This is a genomic window from Opitutaceae bacterium (assembly GCA_041395105.1).
Classification (GTDB): domain Bacteria; phylum Verrucomicrobiota; class Verrucomicrobiia; order Opitutales; family Opitutaceae; genus B12-G4.
On record JAWLBB010000001.1, the window covers coordinates 399,651 to 418,069 of the forward strand.

14 protein-coding genes are annotated in these 18,419 nt (G+C 61.9%); 7 read left to right on the top strand and 7 right to left on the bottom strand.

All coding sequences use genetic code 11. The features are described 5' to 3' along the window. Window positions 1-825 precede the first annotated feature (825 nt). The 7 genes from R3F07_01685 to R3F07_01715 all read right to left on the bottom strand — a co-directional run bounded on the left by R3F07_01685 (window position 826) and on the right by R3F07_01715 (window position 9,192). A complete protein-coding gene (locus tag R3F07_01685; GenBank protein ID MEZ5275074.1) occupies window positions 826-2,742 on the bottom strand; it encodes a hypothetical protein in 1,917 nt (638 codons plus the stop codon). Window positions 2,743-2,903: 161 nt separating this feature from the next. Further along, complete coding sequence (locus R3F07_01690) at window positions 2,904-4,067, bottom strand: enolase C-terminal domain-like protein (GenBank protein ID MEZ5275075.1); 1,164 nt, start codon at window positions 4,065-4,067, stop codon at window positions 2,904-2,906. 9 nt (window positions 4,068-4,076) lie between these two features. Next, a complete protein-coding gene (locus R3F07_01695; GenBank protein MEZ5275076.1) occupies window positions 4,077-5,528 on the bottom strand; it encodes an aldehyde dehydrogenase family protein in 1,452 nt (483 codons plus the stop codon). Next, window positions 5,525-6,337: an SGNH/GDSL hydrolase family protein gene (locus R3F07_01700; protein MEZ5275077.1), complete on the bottom strand. Its 813-nt coding sequence runs from the start codon at window positions 6,335-6,337 to the stop codon at window positions 5,525-5,527. The genes R3F07_01695 and R3F07_01700 overlap by 4 nt, the downstream gene beginning before the upstream one ends. Window positions 6,338-6,397: 60 nt before the next feature. Next, entirely contained in the window at window positions 6,398-7,270 is an 873-nt protein-coding gene (locus R3F07_01705) for a carbon-nitrogen hydrolase family protein (protein ID MEZ5275078.1), read from the bottom strand. 31 nt (window positions 7,271-7,301) lie between these two features. Then, a complete protein-coding gene (locus R3F07_01710; GenBank protein ID MEZ5275079.1) occupies window positions 7,302-8,090 on the bottom strand; it encodes a carbon-nitrogen hydrolase family protein in 789 nt (262 codons plus the stop codon). 46 nt (window positions 8,091-8,136) lie between these two features. Next, a complete protein-coding gene (locus tag R3F07_01715; protein ID MEZ5275080.1) occupies window positions 8,137-9,192 on the bottom strand; it encodes a hypothetical protein in 1,056 nt (351 codons plus the stop codon). 222 nt (window positions 9,193-9,414) lie between these two features. Between R3F07_01715 and R3F07_01720 the strand changes: the two genes are divergently transcribed. Genes R3F07_01720 through R3F07_01750 form a run of 7 tightly spaced genes read left to right on the top strand, consistent with a single transcriptional unit; the run spans window position 9,415 to window position 18,409 of the window. Then, a complete protein-coding gene (locus R3F07_01720; GenBank protein MEZ5275081.1) occupies window positions 9,415-10,377 on the top strand; it encodes a sugar phosphate isomerase/epimerase family protein in 963 nt (320 codons plus the stop codon). Continuing rightward, a complete protein-coding gene (locus R3F07_01725) occupies window positions 10,374-11,711 on the top strand; it encodes an arylsulfatase (protein ID MEZ5275082.1) in 1,338 nt (445 codons plus the stop codon). Before R3F07_01720 ends, R3F07_01725 begins: the two co-directional genes overlap by 4 nt. A 14-nt stretch (window positions 11,712-11,725) precedes the next feature. Next, entirely contained in the window at window positions 11,726-13,489 is a 1,764-nt protein-coding gene (locus R3F07_01730; GenBank protein ID MEZ5275083.1) for a hypothetical protein, read from the top strand. 2 nt (window positions 13,490-13,491) lie between these two features. Further along, entirely contained in the window at window positions 13,492-14,916 is a 1,425-nt protein-coding gene (locus tag R3F07_01735) for a sulfatase-like hydrolase/transferase (protein ID MEZ5275084.1), read from the top strand. 1 nt (window position 14,917) lies between these two features. Next, a complete protein-coding gene (locus tag R3F07_01740) occupies window positions 14,918-16,006 on the top strand; it encodes a metallophosphoesterase (GenBank protein MEZ5275085.1) in 1,089 nt (362 codons plus the stop codon). Then, entirely contained in the window at window positions 15,981-17,513 is a 1,533-nt protein-coding gene (locus R3F07_01745) for a sulfatase-like hydrolase/transferase (GenBank protein ID MEZ5275086.1), read from the top strand. The genes R3F07_01740 and R3F07_01745 overlap by 26 nt, the downstream gene beginning before the upstream one ends. After that, on the top strand, window positions 17,510-18,409 hold the full coding sequence (locus R3F07_01750) for a dihydrodipicolinate synthase family protein (protein MEZ5275087.1): 900 nt from the start codon (window positions 17,510-17,512) through the stop codon (window positions 18,407-18,409). The genes R3F07_01745 and R3F07_01750 overlap by 4 nt, the downstream gene beginning before the upstream one ends. The last annotated feature ends 10 nt before the right edge of the window (window positions 18,410-18,419 follow it).

Consider the following 18,419-nt stretch of genomic DNA (forward strand, 5'->3'; position numbering starts at 1 on the left):
GAATCTTGCAACCCCGGTTCGGAAGCCCGTTGGGTGTCAACGAATTGAGGTGTCGACCGCTATTTCGAGTGGCAATGTCCGAAGGTTGATAGAGATCTTGTGTCGTGGGTCGAAGCGAATCTCTGGGGGAATCGCGTGCGGATCGTATTCAAACAAACCGTATTATGCTAGAATGGCGCTCAGTTAAGGGTGCTTATCGTTGTTAGGTCTCGGACAACCGTTGCGGCTGGTCGGGCCTCCGGCTCGTCGAGCCTACGCCTCGGAGAGGACGTCCAGCCCTGCTGCCTTGTGTTGGCCTATCCAGTCGATCGCACGATCCCAGCCAAGCATTTGAGCCGGTTGGGGTAAGCGACCTCCCAGCTGACGGCACACCGTTGTCTGCGCCTTGTGGACTTCCAAACCGAACTTGATCACGTCTGCCGTCTCGACTGACAGCCGACACCTGTGTATATCCGTTCTTCGTTTTGACATAACAGTCGGCAGGTTGACGCATTTTGCGTCGCCTGTCGGCTACATGTCATCTACCACGGATGCTCCGATTTCAGGTGGTAGGGCGCGGGCCTCCGGACCCGCCGTTGAAAAGCAGTCAACACCTCGTTGATTGATCCGATTCTTTCGCCAACAAAGCGCCATTCTAGCATAGTTCGGTTTGTTGACTCGCATCCTGCGGTTTGTTTTGGATGCGGGGTTTCCGCCCCGGCCCTGTTGCAGCCACGTCCCACTCTGCGCCGCCGGAAGATGGAAGACATGCTGCCCGGACGGCCTGCCTGCCTGCCCGACCGTTGCTCCTGATCCCCGGGGTCTTCCCCCGCGGCGGAAGCCCCTTCAGCGTTCAATCCTGACAAACACGGCCGACTCGAGGTTGGTCAGGGCGAATGAGGCCCGGTAGAGGCCCGGTGTTTCCGTGCTCTCCATGATGGTCGTCGTCCCGAGGAGGGTGAGATCCGTTGTAAAGGTGCCGCCCGGGTTGGTGTCCTGCGTCAGTCGCCAGCCGGCCACACCGGGTTTCGACTCGAAGTCGATCGTGACCGTTTCGTCCGCATAGTGGACATCGGTGATCGTGACGTCGGTGGGAGCGGTGAAGAACTCCGAGACCCGGCCGAGGGCGTAGAAAGTCTCCTCGCCGTTGATCGACTCAACCACGAAGTAGATGGCGGCGTCCGCCTGATCGAGGGACGGAAAGCTCCGGTAGTCGGATCCGTCGAGGAGATCGAGGTCCCGGGAGATCAAGCTGATGCCAAACTCGATCGTCCGGTTGCCCTCGGAGATCCGGGTTTCGATTTCGGCGAGGTCGAAAGCTGTTCCGGTGGGCAGGCTGGCCCCCAGGACATCATTGATCAGAGCCCAGTCGTCCTCTTCGGGAACTGTGTCGTCGCTGAACCGGACCTCCAAGGGATCGGTCGATCCCTCGGTGCTGGTTTCAATGCCGTCACCCAGGAGCGTGCCGAAGAATTTTGAGCCGCCGAAGAGAAAGCTGCCGGGGCCGTCCGTTACCGATCCGGCGTCAGTCGCGCCGATGGTGAACCGGCCGCTCATGGTCGCATCGATGGCAACTCCCGAGTAGGTGGCTGTCCCGATTGCGTCTTCTTTCAGGAGAAGCGGTCCCGAGAATTCCAGGGTCGTGGTCGACGGAACAACGACCGTCACCGGTGTGACTTCGACCCGCCAGGCTTCCACCTTGAAAGCCGGACTGGTCCCACGGCCGACAATGACGCTGCCGTCGTCGGAGATCCCGGTTGCCGCATCGAGAACCCATCCTTCGAGGTTCAGGCCATGGGCGGCTTCGAGTTCCTCTTTCAGGCTGCGCATCCCGTTCACCTCGTCCCAGATGAACGCTTCGTATCCGGTATCGACGTTGAGTGACGAAGTCTGTCCGACCACAGTTTGGCCATCGGCAGTCACATCGTAAGCCTGGCTGAAGGCTCCTGCTCCGTCCCGGAGTGAGCCGAGGCCGACCATTCCGCTTTCGCCGGACCAGCGAAAGGCTTCTTGGGCCCCTTGTGCACGGGTGCCGTTACCGACTATGACAGAACCATCAGGTGTCGTCTTCTTTGCTATGCCGCCAAGGAAGCCTTCGCCCAACTCAAGTCCAACCAATTCATCGCTCGTCCATCGGATCGGGATCTCCGCCTGAAAGATGTAACTGGACCCAACCACGATACTCCCGTCGAACGAAGCGGCCTGTGCGTTGCTTTGGGTGACGCCTCCCGGAAGGTCACCGATCGATACCATGCCGTCTTCGCTTGTCCACCTGAACCCGATCGATTGGTTGAGTGGGCTGCCGCTTCCGACGATAACTGTCCCATCGTTGGAAACACCGCTGGCGGTGCTCGCAAAGTTGCCGCCGTCAAAATCTCCCAATCCGACGATTCCGGTCTCGCTGGTCCAACGGAAGGCCTCCTGTTCGAAAGAAACGGGATTAACGATGATCCCCACGATGACGGAACCATCTCCTGAGACGGCGTTCGCATGAGTATTGTTGCCGGTGAGGGATCCCAGGCTCACCATGCCCGTTTCTTCCGTCCAGCGGAACGCTTCGATGACCACACTGCCGATGGATCCGCCGGCCGCGCTCCGACCGACAACCACTTTGCCGTCCGCCGAGACGTCCGAAGCCCAACTTGATTCGATGTCGGGATCGTCGGACAGGTATCCGAGAGGGGTGAAGGTTCCGCCAGTCAAGGCGGTGGCAAAGCAGGCCGCTATCGATCCTGCTGCGATGACGAGGGGTATTCTGTTCATGTGCTTGGGGGCTTCCCGGCCGTCTATCGATTCACGATGATGGACTCAGTCCAGCGGAGCCGATTGTAGACGCCCCAAGCTGGGCTGGCGTTTTCTTCGGGTATTCTGGTCGAAGATCCGGGTGTGTGGCAACCGGAAACCTGCCGATTGCCACCCGCCGCTCAGATGAGCGTCTGGAAGATCCCGAGAAGATCCGGCTTTGTCTCCCAGCCGATACCCGGGACAGTCGGGATGTTGGCGGTTCCATCGATCACCCTGACCTCGTCGCCGAATCCTCCGAACGGGGCAAAAACGCCCGGGTAGGCCTCGGTGCCCCCCAGACCGAGTCCAGAGGCGACGTGGAGGTTGAAGAGATTGCCGCCGTGGGGAAAGCAGCAGGCCGGATTCCACCCGAACGCTTTCATCTCGACCATCATCCCGAGGTACTCCGGAAGCCCGTAGGAAAGGCCGGGATCCATCTGCAGGATGTCGCGGCCGGGCCTGAGTCCGGCATGGCGGAGAAGATTGCGCACATCCTGCCTGGAGAAGAGGTTTTCACCGGTTGCCATCGGGTGGGGGTAAACTTCACCGAGCGCCCGTTGCAGTTCGAAATCGAGCGGGTCGCCCGCCTCTTCGTACCAGCGAAGCCCATACGGTGCCATGGCGGCCCCCCGGGCCATGGCCTCGTCAAGGCCGAAGCGGCCGTTGGCGTCGACGGCCACCCGACCGGGATCACCGGTGACTTCAATGGCCGTTTCGACCCGCTGGAGATCCTCCCCGATTTCGGCGCCGCCGATCTTGATCTTGACCGCTTTGAATCCGTCCCGCAGGTAGCCGGTCAGTTCGGCTTTCAGCGATTCGAGACCGCCGTCGGCATGATAGTAGCCCCCTGCGGCGTAGACCTCGACCTCCGTCGCCGGGGGCCGGTCGGAAAAGCGTCCGGCCAGGAGCGATGCGAGCGGCCGGCCGGCCACCTTGGCGGCCAGATCCCAGGCCGCCATGTCGACCGCGCCGACCGCGACGCTGCGCTCGCCATGGCCGCCGGGTTTTTCGTTCCGACGGAGGATGGCCTGCATCCGGACCGGATCGGGTTGACCTGCGTTGTCGCAATAGTCCCCGGGGTCGGCGTCCAGGATGCGCGGGGCAAAGCGCTCGAGAATCATCTCCGTCTGGGCGTAGCGGCCGATCGAACCGAACCCGTAACCGACAACCGGGGCCGCCGATCCCTTTCTTTCCGCGACGAGGGCAACCACGGATCCGGTCATGCCGGCGAAGTTGACCAGGGCGTTGCTGATTTCCGCCCGGAGGGGAACCGTCCGTGCAAGAATCCTGGTGATCCGGGTCATGACGGGATTTCAGTCATTGAGATAGACGGCCCGCGGACGGGCGAAGAAGCTCGCAGAATAATGACCGCACTCCGGGATGCCTCGACCCGAGTCACGCCAGGCCGAGACAGGCAGGTCCGAAGTCCGGAAGGCGGTGTGCAGATTGTGATGAACAATGCCAGCCTCGACTCCGCGGATAAACCGCCCGGCCTTTTTCGGGCTGGATGTGAAGACCGAGGCCGACAGCCCGAATCGCCCAAGGTTGGCCAGTCGGAACGCGTCGGCTTCGTCCTTGGCCGGGGTCACCGGAAGGACCGGCACGAAGAGTTCTTCGTGGAAGACGGCCATCGTCTCCAGGACATCGGCCAGGACGGTCGGGGTGACATAGTTGCCGGACCGGCCCCGGGTCGTCGGAAGCGGGGCGGCGCCACCGCAGACAAGGCGGGCCCCCGCGGCGACCGCCTCCCGGATGGACCGGCGGGCAAAGCGGACGCGTTGAGCGGAGATGACCGGTCCGACCCGGGTGCTTTTGAGATCACCCGGTCCCGTCCTCAGGGCCCGGACAGCCCTGCCCAAGTTGTCACAAAACAGTTCATACACAGAGCGCTCGACGATGACCCGGCCGGTTCCGGTACACCACTGGCCGGCGCAGCTGAAGCCGCCGGTCAGAGCGGCCTCGACCGCCGCGTCCAGATCGGCATCGGCCAGCACGACGAGGCTGTTCTTGCCCCCCATTTCGAGTTGCAGGCGCACGTCCCGGCCCGCGGTCTGTTCGGCCAGCCGGAGCCCGACCCGGTTTGAACCGGTGAAGGAGATGAGACGCAGGGCCGGGTGTCCTGTCAGGGTCGGGCCAACTCCGGCGCCGGTCCCGAGCACCAGGTGGATCACCCCGGGGGGGAATGGAATGGACTGAAGGATCCGGACCAGGCCCACCGCCGGGCCGGGCGTCAGTTCGGAGGGCTTCAGGACGACGGTATTTCCGAACGCCAGGGCCGGAAGGATCTTCCGCACGATGGTGGCCAGCGGGAAATTCCATGGGGTGATCAGGAGGGTGACTCCGACCGGTTCATGAATCAGGGCCTTCTTCGGATTCCCGGATGACCCGGGTGACCGGAGCAGATCGTTTCGGACCTGGTCGAGCAGATACCGTCCGTCGGCAAGAGCCGCCCTGATCTCCGCCCCTGATTCCTCCAATGTCTTGCCGTTCTCCCGTGTGATCATTCGGGCAAGGGGTCCGGCCTGTCCTTCCAGCCGTTTCAGGAATTCGCGTAGAAGCCCGAGTCGGGTCTTCGGGCCTTTCGACGACCAGTGGGCGGCCGCCCGGGCCGCTCCGTCCATGGCTCTCCGGGCCTGGGACCGGGTGGCCGGCGACCAGCGAGCGGCGATCCGGTCCGTCCGTCCGGGGTTTCGCCGTTCGTGAACCCGCCGGCCGGGCTGTTGCCAGACGCCGTCGATTGAACTGGTCAGGATGGGCTGGCTCATTGGTCTTTGCGGTCCGCCCATTTGGCGGGATGGTCCGGGTGGAAGTCGCGGATGAGCTTGTCTTCCCAGCGGCAGTCGGCGCCGGGTTTCCACGGCTGGTAGCGCCAGGGACTCTTTCCGACGCGACGACGGTCCCTTTGCGCTTTCAGGCTCAACCCGCTGCAATTCGTGGCCAGGACTTCGAAGATCCGGTTCGCGATGATCCGGTGTCCCAGATCGTTGGCGTGGATATCGCCCTTACCCGACGGTGTGCAGATCAACCATTCCGCGGCTGCTTGTGCGGCATAGACGTCGGCAAAAAGCACGTCATGGGCGCGGGCAGTCCGGCGCAGGATCTGGTTGAAGCGGGCCTGAACCCGCAGCCCGCCTCGATCCCAGGCCGAGCCATCCTCGGTTCCGCCGGTCCGGTGTCGAAGTCCGGCTTCCGGACAGAAATAGGTGCTGAGCAGGACGATGACGGCCCCGGTCCGTTTCCTGACGTCGCCGACCATCGTGTTCAGGTCCCGCTCGAAGGCGGCGGCGGGCGTGCCCCCCCGCAGGTCGTTGTAGCCGTAGCTGATGATGACAAGATCAGGCTTCGGATCGATGACGTGCTTTTCATAGCGTTCGAGGCCGATTGGTCGTCGGCCCCGGAACTCAGCGTAGATCGGGCAGCTTGGCGAAAGGATGTCGCCTCCGATCCCGTGATTGAGCAGGGTCACCGGCTTGTCCTGAAACTGGTCGATCAAGCCCTTTACGACGGGGGCCCAGCCCCATTCTTCCCGTGTTGCTGAAATACCCGAGGTGTGGCTTTCTCCAATGGTGACCATCTTCCGGAATGGCCTTGAACGGTGATCGCGTTTCATTCGGTGATTTTCCAGGTGTTCCGACTATTTGATGACGGTGACGTGACGCAGACCCTCGCGCCACCAACGGTCAAGAGGGCTGAGCTCGAGGGAGCGGAGGGCATTCTCAGCGGTCGCTTCCGGCAGGTGCAGGTCAGCGATGAGGACCTCCTCCCCGAACTGGGAGGCTTCGCGAAGGACGGTTCCGTTTGGATCAACAATCCGGCTTTGGCCGTGGGAGGCGGTCAGGTCGGCGTTGGCCGGGGCGTTGGCATGAACGACAAAAACGCTGTTCTCGGCAGCCCGGGCCTGGACCTGAGCACGGTAGGGGTTCATCTTCCACTCCTTCTTCAGTGAGGCTTCATGGGACAGGTAGAAAACGACACGCGCTCCGGCCAGAACCGGCAGTCGGGTGAGTTCCGGGTAACGGGAGTCGTGACAGATCACCACGCAACAACGGGCCCGGCCAATCGGAAGAACCGGAGACGGCATGGTTCCGGGAGTGCAGTTCCAGGCCCGGTCCTGACCGACAAGGTGCACCTTGAGATGTCGGGCCACGAGCCGCCCGGTCCGATCGATAACGATGACGGAATTGTGAATCCGCCCGCGGGAACGCCAGGGAATTCCGATCAGGGCGTGGATCCGGAGTTTCCGGCAGGTTTCCGCGAGCTCGAGCTCGGTCCGGCGCAGTTCCCGGAGGGTCGGCCGAAGGATGGCTTCGGCGTCGTACCCGGTGACCGCGCATTCAGGGAAGGCCGCGACCTGCACGCGCTGGGAGGCGCATTCGGCGAGGATGGTCTGAATCTGCCGGACGTTGCGTTCGTAATCATCGGTGGACCGAAGCTGAACGGCCGCCACCCTGAGATCGGACGGTCGGCGGACCGGCGAGGCCGGGGAGTTTCTGGTTTTCTTGGCCATTCCGTTGGATGGTTGAAATCCTATACAGGGATCAGAGCCGATAGATGTCGGGGCGGCGCTGGTTGAGGAAGGAGTTTTTGTCTGCCCGGAGTTTGCGCACGTTGGACAGATTGACCTCGCAGACGGAAAAGGGGGGAACCGCGTAGGTTTCATTGATCAGGATCTCTCCCTTGGCATCGGTGACCAGTGACTGGCGGGGGTGGGTGAAGACGATGGGGATCTCGCTTTCGAAAGAACGGGTCCGCATGACCCAGCTGTTCTTTTCGTCGTGTTGTCCGTAGGTCGGATTGAAAATCACCTCCGCGCCTTTCAGGGCCAGGGTGCGGATCGTTTCGGGCCACCGCCGGTCGGCGCAGATGACAATACCGAAGGTTCCAAAATCGGCTCGAAAGACCATCAATTCGCGACCGACCACGAATTTCCGGTCATGTCCCCGGCAGTGGGTCTTGTCGTAGTGCCCGACAAATCGACCCTCACGATTGTAGACCACCGCGGCATTGGCCGCACCTCCGGGAACCTGCATGGTGCAACCGAGCACGACCCAGGCGCGGTTCTGCCTCGCCCAGGCTGAGACGGCCCGGCCGATTTCGGAGGTCTTCGGGTCGATCGCGTAGCTCGTGATGTTCCTTCGGTTGACGTCCGGCCGGGTCACCACGTATCCATCGAGGAAGCATTCCGGTGTCACCACGACATCCGGATGCTGGGGGGCGATCTGCCCGAGAATCTCGAGCAGGCGCGCGCCGTTTGCGCCGATGTCGCCTTTCTTTGGATACGCACGGACCTGGGCGACTCGGATCTTGAACATTTCGGAATGGCGCATGAAGGGGGTGGGTTTGAAGGCCGGGCCTCAATGAACGGGAAATCGATCAGGTCTCGATGGTGTAGACGCGCACCTCGTCAACCCCGTGGGCGGCCACGTAAAGGACCGCCTTGTGGTCACCCTGGGGCAGCACCGCGATTTGGGTCGGGCCGATGCCTTCGGCGATGAGTGCATAGTCCGGATCGACGCCGCCGTCCGGAGTGGGGCGGTAGAGGCGCAGTTCCCGGTGGTCGCGCCGGCTGCCCGCGAGGAGAGCGGGGCCGCCCAGCAGATCTCCCGCCCAGACGATGTGACCCATGGAAAGGTCGTCGTGGATGACCTTCTTTTCCCATCCGCCGGACCCATTCTTGTGCAGGGCCAGGACATGACCGTGGAACGGGCTGATGGAGAATATCTCCGGGACTCCGTCTCCATCCCAGTCAAAGGCGATCGCATCGCTGGTTTCCGCGGCATCGACGGGTTCGGTCTTCCATTCTCCATCGGGATCATCGGGTATGGGCAGAAAGGTCAGTCCTTCCATGCAGGAGAGAAGGAAACCATCGCGATGGTCCTTCCCCAGCCGGGCCCGGTCCATACCGTGGTTCTTGTTCATCCCGGTGACGATCTGGCGGAAGGGCCATGGTTGCGTCGGATCGTCCGGGACCCGGGCCAGGTGGATGCCCCCGGGCTGGGTCCAATCCTCCTTGAATGCCTTGGCCGCGCAGAGCGTGGAAGCGAGCAGGTAGTTGACCCCGTTCTTCTCAAATACCGTGACCCGGTGGGTGTAGGGCAGGTCGCCGATCAGGGTCGGTTCCGGCTTCTCCCCGCGGTCCAGCGGGTAGAGCATGAGGCTCGCGCCGGCGGCGTCGAAACCGGGCTTGAAGAGCGTTGAGCTTGCCAGAAAACGTCGGCCCCCCTGGGTCACCGGCCAGGTGCTGATGAAGCCGCCCGGGGTTTCCGCCAGGACGATCGGTTCGAAATCGGGCGGTCTGAAGAGAAGCAGGCGATCATCGCCTTCACTTCCGGCGACGAAGGCAGGGAGCCCTTCAGCCGAGTCGTCGGCGAGAACAGCGATGCTGTAACCGCGGGGCAGCGTCGCGAGAGTCTGATGGGAGATTTTCATGATTCGGTTTGGGCCGGGTCGGGGTTTCTGTCCGGAGCCCGGGGGGATTCAGTCGACGGATACAGGCCGGATGATCCGGCCGGCTTGAATGTGAAGAATTGAAATATTCATGAAGTAACGCAATCTCTCAAATGAAATAATTGCCCGTTGCCTTAATCGAAAGATGCCTTCTAATCAAGCGACGCAGAACCCCTGTCTCCATCCCCCGCGTTACCTTGTTTCATGAAACAAAAAAAGAACTCTCCAACTCACCCCCGAGCCGGTTTTGCCGCAGTGGCCACGCCCGGGGTGATGATTTCCAATGCCTGGCCGCAATCGCGCCTCGAGGAGGGAGCGACGGTTGCCGCGACGCGTCAGGTGCTGGAGCGTCACCCTTTCTTCGAAGCCTTCCAGACGGTGGACATTCCTTATGCCGGCGAGCGGCGTGCGTTCCGGAAGTTGATCGGCGACCAGGGCCACTCGCACACCTATACCCTGACCCGGATCTTCGCCGAGCAGAACCTCAATCCGTCGTCACTCGATGCCGAAATCCGCAGAAAGACCTGGGAAGCGGTGATCCGGCAGATGGACGATGCGGTTGAAGCCGGTGCCCAATCGATCACCGTGGTCAGCGGATCAAGACCGGAGGACCCGTCCGAGCGGATGGGGGCCCTGGCCGGCCTTGAAGAGACCATGACGAAGATCTGCGAGGCCGCGGCTCGACGTGGAGACCTCTACGTCGTGATCGAGCCATTGGACTATGAGGCGCACAAGCGGGCTACCCTGGGATCGACGGAAGAAGCGCTGGAGCTGTGCCGAAGGCTGGCGGGAGCCGATCTCCGTCTGAACCTCTGCATTGATACCGCCCATCTCATCCTGAACAGGGAGGACGTGGCCGGGGCGGTGGAAAAAGCACGACCACGGATGGTTGATTTTCATTTCTGCAATGCGGTCACGGATCGCGCCCATACCCTGTTCGGGGACCGTCACCTACCCTTCGGGGAGCCCGGGGTGGTCGATGTGAACCGGATTGCCGAATTGATGGTCGCCTTCGCGCGTTCCGGATTCCTGTCCGAGATCAGTCGCCCGAGGGTCTTCTGTGAAGTGATGACCACGAGTTCGATGCAGCCGATGGAAGTGGTGGCTCACTGTCACGATACCCTGGAACAGGCCTGGTCACGGGCAAGTGAGATTGTCTCAGGATGAAGCCGTTCCTGTTTTCCCTGATCGTCCTGGCCGTTGGCCTCACCGGCCATTCCCGGTCGCCGAATATCATCTTCATCATGGCCGACGATCTCGGTTATGGCGACCTCGGCTGCTACGGCGGGACGATGATCAAAACGCCGAACATCGACCGGTTGGCGCGGGAAGGAACACGTTTCACCGAGGCCTACTCCGGATCACCGGTCTGTGCACCGGCACGTTGTGTCCTCATTACCGGCGTCCACACGGGCCATGCCCGGATTCGAGACAACAACCCCATCGTCGGCGGGCAGATTGAAGCTTTCGGTGAGGGCGGGGTCCGGTTGTCCCTGACGGGAGAGGAGGCCTCGATCGCGGCAGCTTTGCGCGAGGCGGGTTACCGCACGGGCGCAGCGGGCAAATGGGGTCTGAGCGAGCCGGATACACCGGGAACGCCGAACCGGATGGGCTTTGATGAGTGGCTCGGCTACCTCAACCAGAACCACGCCGCCTACTACTACACGGATTACCTATGGAGGAACGAAGAAAGGATGGAGATTCCCGGCAATGACGGGGTGAAGGGAACGGTCTACAGCAACGACCTCTTCCGGGATTTTGCCCTCGATTTCATCCGCCAGAATCGCGACCGGCCGTTCTTTCTCTACCTTCCGGTGACGATTCCCCATAACCGCATGGAGGTCCCCGATCTCGGAAGCTATGAAGGCAACGGATGGCCTGAACCCTGGCAGGCCTATGCGGCGATGGTCACGCGGCTCGACAACTATGTGGGTCAGATCATGGCGAAGCTGGACGAACTCGATCTGGCGGGTGATACCCTGGTCATCTTCACCTCGGACAACGGTCCCCTTCGCGGGGACCGGACCACCTTTCTGAATTCGGCGGGTGGTCTCAGGGGTTCGAAGGCGACGGTTTACGAGGGCGGCCTGCGGGTGCCGCTGATCGCCCGCTGGCCCGGTGTCGTTCCTGCCGATGAGGCCAGGGACGGTCCGTGGATGTTTGTCGATGTCTTTCCCACCCTGCTGGCGGTGGCTGGGGCCGAAGTGCCGGGCGGTCTTGATGGGATCAGCGTCCTGCCGCTGCTGACCGGCGAACCGCAGGACCTTTCGGAACGCGCCCTTTACTGGGAGTTCCCGAAGGATCGGCTCTGGCAGGCGGTCCGGTTGGGCCCGTGGAAAGCGGTCCGGCAAGGAACGGACCAACCCCTCGAACTTTACAACCTTGAGGACGATCCCGCGGAGACGCATGACGTCGCCTCCGAATACCCGGAGACCGCCTCATCCCTGGCTGCGGTCATGGATGCCAGCCATACACCTGATCCCCATTGGCCGGTGGATTGACGGCCCATCCCTGAATGACCGAGAACGGCATCCTTCTGACCGATCTGTCGCGCTGTGAACCGGGCGGCGCCCTTAGTCGTCAGCGGAAACAGGGACACTGGAGGCTTGTCGACTACGAGACCGTGGACGGGGTGAGGGGACAGATGGTCTTTGCGGATCCGGAATTGGGCGCGCCCGAACTGACCCTGCGGCTCGGCCTGACCGGGCCTCACCGGGTCTTTCTCGGGATCAACTATTCGAAGTCTTCCTACGGCGACCGGCTGCATTACCTGGAATGGTCGCTCTACGGTCAGCTTGAGGTCCGCCTCAGTGATGACCCGGGCTTCACCCGCGTGGCGGCGGAACAGGGCGCCCTCGACGAGGGGGAAGCCACCGGCAAAATGGGCAAGGGCAAGCTGATCAACCGATCCATCCAGGAAAGCTACTGGAAAACGGCCGACCTGACGGGACAGGACCTGGTCTTCCGTCTGCCGGGGCCCCCATACAATCGGGAGGAGCTTCGGGATATCGCGAACCTGACCTGGGTGCGGCTCGAACCCCTGACCCGGGACGAAATTGAACGCTGGAACCAGTGGCAACCGACCGGGCAGACCCATTGCGGGGCCTTCATCTACTGCAGCGGAATCCTGACCGGGCATATCCGGGGCACCTTTGATTTCCACCCGACATCCGAAGACTGGTTCGCCCACGAAATCCAGCCCTGCCTCGACTCCGATCTGTCGGTTTTTATCTTCGAGGCCGTCCGCGGACACCTCTGCGCCTACCGCACCCGTATCGGTGATGTCGGGACAGAAGACAATTCCTGGCCGGAGGGCTGGATCGATCCGCTCGATGCCTTTTCCCGGGCCTGCCGCCGACATGGCCTGAAGATCATGGCCAGCCTGCGCATGATCGGGGCCAACTACCCGATGCAACGGTACCCCATTTCGTGGTCGCGTCACTTTTTTGCCCATCCGGAGTGGGTCAAGCGGGACCGGGAGGGCAACCCGACGACCAGCCTCAGCCTGGCCTTCCCGGAAGTCAGGCGCTATTGGCTTTCCCTGCTCCGGGAAACACTGGAACGGGACATCGACGGGGTCGTTCTTTATTTCCATCGATTTCATCCTTTCGTCCTCTACGAAGAGCCGGTCGTGGCCGCGTTCCGCGACAGATATGGGGAGGATCCCCGACAGCTCCCCGAGGACGATCCGCGCTGGATCGGGCATTGTGCCGGCTATGTCACGCAGTTCGTCAGGGAGGCCCGCCAGCTGGTCAATGAATTCTCCGGCCGGACACTTGGCGTCACGTTCTTCGGTTGTCCGACCCGCTACGATCGTCGGTTCAAGGATGAAAAAGATTTCGGCTCGACCAGGCACCAGCCGATCCCCGGCGGCTTCGACCCGGTTGTCTACACCTGCGATGTCAAGACCTGGGTCCGGGAGGGGCTGGTCGACTCTGTCTACCCGATGGGGCATGTGGATCCGGAGTTGATCAGCGCGTTGCGGGCGATCGGCGGAGCCGGCCTCTCCATCTGGCCGGACCTGATGCCCCGGGCTCAGCCGGGCGCCGCCTTTGTCCGCCTGGCGCGAAGCTACTACGAGGCGGGCGCCGATGGCTATTGCCTCAACGACGCAGAACGCCGGACGCCCCGGCTTTCGGAATGGGCCGTGCAGAGGCGACTCGGGCACCGAGATCGGCTCAACCAGCTGGAGGAGGAGGCACCGACCCTCTACCGACGTCACGAGCTGAAGACATTGATGGGCTACGCCACGCGGTATTCATTCAACAACTTCGGATAACCATGGCCGACCGATCTCCCAATATCCTTCTCCTTTGGACCGACCAGCAGCGAAATGACACCCTTCCCTGCCATGGCAATGAGTGTATCCGGGCCCCGAACCTGAAGCGCCTTGGTGAGGAGAGTTTCGTTTTCCGGCAGGCTTATTGCACGCAACCGGTCTGCACGCCTTCGCGTGCGTCGATCCTGACCGGTCTCTGGCCGCACACCCACGGGTGTGTGACCAACAATATCGCGCTCCGTCGTGACACGGCGACTTTGGCGGAGATGCTTCCTTCGGATTACGAATGTGCGTATTACGGGAAGTGGCATCTCGGCGATGAGCTGTCGGCCCAGCATGGGTTCTCCGATTGGCGCAGCATCGAGGACGGCATCTATCGGGACTATTATTCCAATCCCGACGACCTCAAACGGCGGAGCAGTTACCATGAGTTCCTCCTGAGGGAAGGATTCCCGCCGGACACGGCCGACGCGGAGGGCGCCACCCTCTATTCGCGTACCTTCGCGGCCGCCATGGCGGAGTCCTTCACCAAGGCTTCCTATCTGGCCGGCGAAGCCGAGAGGTTCCTGCAGAATCGCGGCAAGGGTGACCGCCCGTTCCTGCTCAGCGTCAATTTCCTCGAACCCCATCCGCCGCTGTTCGGTCCCCTCAACCGGCTTCACGATCCGGCGGAGGTCCCGGCCGGTCCCGCTTTCGGCCGGGAACCGGCCGAACGGTCAATGCATGTTCGACGGGTTCTGGCGACCATGCATGAAAAGGGGTTCAAGAACCATCCGCTGGAGTCTGAGTGGGACTGGCGCAGGCTGAAGGCCAATTACTACGGCCAGGTCGCGCTGGTCGATCGGGCCCTCGGGCGTATCCGCGCGGCACTTGAGGCGTCGGGTGAGGCGGAGAACACAATCATCATCTACACCTCCGATCATGGGGAGATGTTGGGTGACCATGGGCTTACCCAGAAGAGCGTCTTTTTTGAGGAAGCGGTCCGTATCCCCTGGATGATCCACGTTCCCTGGCTATCGAAGAGACAGATCATGGTGACGGGACCGGTCAGCCAGATCGATCTGGGGCCGACGGTTCTCGACTTGGCCGGAGTCGAGTGCCCGGATCATCTTCAGGGAACGACGCGGGCCGGGATGCTGCGTGATGCAGTGGAGGGTGGGCCTGCGCGGATTGACGGCTCAGTGGTGGTCAGCTGGAATGATCCGGACTACCTGGAAGAAGAGGGCCGAAGCCTGGTCACACCGGATGGATGGAAACTCAATCTCTACCATGATGACCGGCCGGAGTTGTTCAACCTGAACGAGGACCCGGCCGAGCTGAACAACCGGGCGGGCGAGACTTCCACGGAAGGACGATTTCGGCAGATGGCTGCGGATCTGAAGAAATGGCAAGCGAGATTCAATGACAGGCTTGAGTTGAGGGTTTGAGATGAAAGTTCCACGACTGATTGCGGCCCGGACATGGCTGGCTTTTCCAGTGTCGGTCCTCCTTTTCCTGGTGTCGCCTGGCTTCGGCGCCGAGCCCGATCCGGGTGATCCCACCGCTGAACCGTTCCAGCTTTCGGTCGACCCGGCGCAGGGCGAGTTCACCCTGATCGTGGTGCCGGACACTCAGCGCTATGCCGCCTACTTTCCGGAGATTCTCCTGAGGCAGTTTGAATGGATTCGCGATTCACTGGACTTGCTGAACGTCAAGTATGTCATCCATCTCGGCGACCTCGTCGAGGAGGGTCACGAAGACGAATGGCGGGTGGTCGACCAGGCCTTTTCCATGCTTGACGGACGGATTCCCTACCTGGTGGTTCCCGGCAATCATGACCTGGACCGGGCGCCGGCCAGACAGGGCCTGCGGGCCTCCACCCGGTTCAATGCGGTCTTTTCTCCGAAACGTTTTGCCGGAAGGCCCTGGTATGGTGGTTCGTATGGCGTGACCGGTGACAACAGCTTTGGCTACTTCAAGGCGGCGGATCGTGAGTTCCTTGTTCTCGGTCTGGAATACGGGCCCTCCGACGAAACCCTGCAGTGGGCGGATTCCCTGGTGAGCAACCACGAACAGCGGGTTATCCTGGCCACCCATTGTTACATGTATGATGACGACACCAGGCTGGGTGAGGGCGACCAATGGAATCCCCACAAGGTCAACGAGTACTGGAACGACGGCGAGCAGATCTGGCAGAAGCTGGTCGCCGGCAGGGAGAATATCGTCATGGTTCTCTCGGGCCACGTCAAGGGAGACGGAACCGGTCTGCTGGTGTCGGAAAACAACGAAGGCGGCCCGGTGGTCCAGATGCTCTCCAACTACCAGTTTCTGTCCCACGGCGGACAGGGCTTTCTTCGCATCCTCAAGTTCAATCCCGCCGATGACACCCTCGATGTCCACACCTACTCTCCCTGGCTTGACCAGTGGCGCGATGAGGAGGACCAGCGGTTCAGCCTGCCTGTCCCGGGCATCCTGGGTGAGGAGTCGGCCCCAACCCCTGAAATGATCGATCATGAAAACACCACAGACCCGTCGTGAATTCCTGCAGAAGGCCACCCTTGGGACCGCCACCCTGGCTGCGGCTGCCCGGTTGTCGGGCCAGTCCTCCGAAGCCGCGCGACCGGCCGTATCCGAACGCCCGGTACGGCCCAATCTGCTCTTTCTCTGGACCGACCAGCATCGCGGCGACGCCGTTCCCTGGGCCGGCGACCGGGTGCTGAACGCCCCCAACCTCAAGGCCCTCGGCGAACGCAGCTTCTGTTTCCAGCGGACCTATTGCACCCAACCGGTCTGCACGCCGTCCCGGGGATCGATCATGACCGGTCTGCTGCCGCACAACCATGGTTCCTACACCAACAATATCCGCCTGGATCCGGCCGTGCGCACAATCGCCGAGTACCTTCCGGACGACACCCGCACGGCCTATTATGGTAAATGGCATCTTGGCGACGAAGCCTTCGCCCAGCACGGATTCGATGAGTGGAAGAGCATCGAGGACAATTACCGGCAGTATTACACGGATCCGTCGAAGATGACGACGCCGAGTGACTACCACCGGTTTCTCGTCAGCCGGGGTTTCCCTCCCAGCGAGATCGACGAAGATTCAAACCAGCCGGTCTTTCCCCGTTCCATGGCGGCGGCCATGCGGGAGAAATACACCAAGGTCTCTTTTCTTGCGAATGAAGGGGAACAGTTCATCCGGAGCCAAAAGAGCGGTAAACCGTGGATACTCAGCGTGAATACCCTGGAGCCGCACCCGCCGACCTACGGGCCGCTCAATGAATTGCACGACCCCGCCGCGATGGCAACCGGCCCCGCCTTCAACCAACCGCCGGGTCCCGGCGCGTCCCGGCTTCACCGCGAGACCTACACCGCGTTCCGGAAGAAGGGATACAAGAATCACCCAATCGACACGGATGATGATTTCCGGCGCCTCAAGGCGAACTACTACGGCCTCATCACGATGGTCGACAACGCCTACGGCCGGATCCTGAAGGCCCTTGAGGAGTCCGGCCAGGCCGACAACACCATCGTCGTTTACACCTCCGATCACGGCGAGATGCTGGGCGATCACGGACTGATGCAGAAGAGCGTCTTTTACGAGGCGGCGGTGACCGTTCCGCTGGCCATTCATGTTCCGTGGCTTTCGCGGGAGAGGATCGATTTCAATGGTCCCTTCAGCCAGATCGACCTGGTGCCCACCCTGCTCGAATTGATGGGTCAGGAAGTACCGGATGGACTCGATGGAGTTTCGCGGGCCGGCTGCCTGGCCGATCCATCGAGTTGGAAGGATGAGGACATCGTGGTCGAATGGAATGACGGAAGTGATCCGACGATCAGCGGGCGCAGCCTCGTCACGGCGGATGGCTGGAAGCTCAATCTCTATAATGGCGACGGGCCGGAGCTCTATGACCTGAAGGCCGATCCGGGGGAATTGACGAATCTTGCTTCGGAGCCGGCCCAGAAGGAGCGGCTTCGCCGGTTGAGTCGGAAAATCCTTACCTGGCAGGCGGGCCATGGCGACAAATTGGAGCTGATGGCATGACCCGGGTTGACGGAATCATCGCGGTTCCGGCTACGCCGTTTACGGATGACAATCGGATCGATGAGGCATCCCTGCGCCGTTATGCCCGTCGGGTTCTGGGCCAGGGTGCCGTTGGGTTCCTGGCTCCGGCAGTGGCCGGCGAGGTCGATACCCTGACCGAAGCCGAACGCGAGCAGATCGTCTCCATTCTGATTGAAGAGGCGGCGGGGCGGGTCCCGGTGATCGGTGGCGCCACCGATCATGACCCGGAAGCCCGGCTTCGTCACGTCCGGAGATTTATCGAGATGGGTTGCACGGGTGTCCTCGCCTATATCAAGTATGAGAACGATGCCTCCTACGAAGCGGCCGTCCGGGATCTCGACCGGCTTTCGCCGGGCTTCCTCATGATTCAGGATCTTGATCTCGGCGTGGCCCCGCTCCCGGTGGCATTGATCGCCCGGCTGCACCGGGAGGTTCCCTGTTTCAAGTGGATCAAGGTCGAGACGGCAGACCGCTGTCGAAAGATCAGCGCGATCCATCAGGCGACCGGAGGATCGCTGGCGGTCGGCACGGCCGGTCCGGACCTGATCGAGCTGCTCGACCGGGGGGCCCGGGCCTACCTTTCGACCTACACCACGGGTGTCTATCGGGCGATCTGGCAGGCCTATCGAAGGAATGATCGTGAAGGGGCGGTGAGCCTTTACCGACGATTGCTGCCCTGTCTCACCTTCATGGCCACCCATCAGAACATCCAGTGGCGCTTCACCAAGGCTCTGCTTCAGACGGATGGTGTTTTTTCCACGACCCGCATCCGCACTTCGGCACCTGAATCCGATGCGATTGAACAACAGTTGATCGGTGAACTGGCCCGGTATGCCCGGGATCTGGCCGCCGAAGTCACCGCATCCGGTTCCTGAACCCAATTAC

What these genes read in the sequence shown, in the direction of transcription:
- R3F07_01685 (MEZ5275074.1), bottom strand. Translation starts at nt 2,742, where the DNA reads ATGAACAGAATACCCCTCGTCATCGCAGCAGGATCGATAGCGGCCTGC.
- R3F07_01690 (MEZ5275075.1), bottom strand. Translation starts at nt 4,067, where the DNA reads ATGACCCGGATCACCAGGATTCTTGCACGGACGGTTCCCCTCCGGGCG.
- R3F07_01695 (MEZ5275076.1), bottom strand. Translation starts at nt 5,528, where the DNA reads ATGAGCCAGCCCATCCTGACCAGTTCAATCGACGGCGTCTGGCAACAG.
- R3F07_01700 (MEZ5275077.1), bottom strand. Translation starts at nt 6,337, where the DNA reads ATGGTCACCATTGGAGAAAGCCACACCTCGGGTATTTCAGCAACACGG.
- R3F07_01705 (MEZ5275078.1), bottom strand. Translation starts at nt 7,270, where the DNA reads ATGGCCAAGAAAACCAGAAACTCCCCGGCCTCGCCGGTCCGCCGACCG.
- R3F07_01710 (MEZ5275079.1), bottom strand. Translation starts at nt 8,090, where the DNA reads ATGCGCCATTCCGAAATGTTCAAGATCCGAGTCGCCCAGGTCCGTGCG.
- R3F07_01715 (MEZ5275080.1), bottom strand. Translation starts at nt 9,192, where the DNA reads ATGAAAATCTCCCATCAGACTCTCGCGACGCTGCCCCGCGGTTACAGC.
- R3F07_01720 (MEZ5275081.1), top strand. Translation starts at nt 9,415, where the DNA reads ATGAAACAAAAAAAGAACTCTCCAACTCACCCCCGAGCCGGTTTTGCC.
- R3F07_01725 (MEZ5275082.1), top strand. Translation starts at nt 10,374, where the DNA reads ATGAAGCCGTTCCTGTTTTCCCTGATCGTCCTGGCCGTTGGCCTCACC.
- R3F07_01730 (MEZ5275083.1), top strand. Translation starts at nt 11,726, where the DNA reads ATGACCGAGAACGGCATCCTTCTGACCGATCTGTCGCGCTGTGAACCG.
- R3F07_01735 (MEZ5275084.1), top strand. Translation starts at nt 13,492, where the DNA reads ATGGCCGACCGATCTCCCAATATCCTTCTCCTTTGGACCGACCAGCAG.
- R3F07_01740 (MEZ5275085.1), top strand. Translation starts at nt 14,918, where the DNA reads ATGAAAGTTCCACGACTGATTGCGGCCCGGACATGGCTGGCTTTTCCA.
- R3F07_01745 (MEZ5275086.1), top strand. Translation starts at nt 15,981, where the DNA reads ATGAAAACACCACAGACCCGTCGTGAATTCCTGCAGAAGGCCACCCTT.
- R3F07_01750 (MEZ5275087.1), top strand. Translation starts at nt 17,510, where the DNA reads ATGACCCGGGTTGACGGAATCATCGCGGTTCCGGCTACGCCGTTTACG.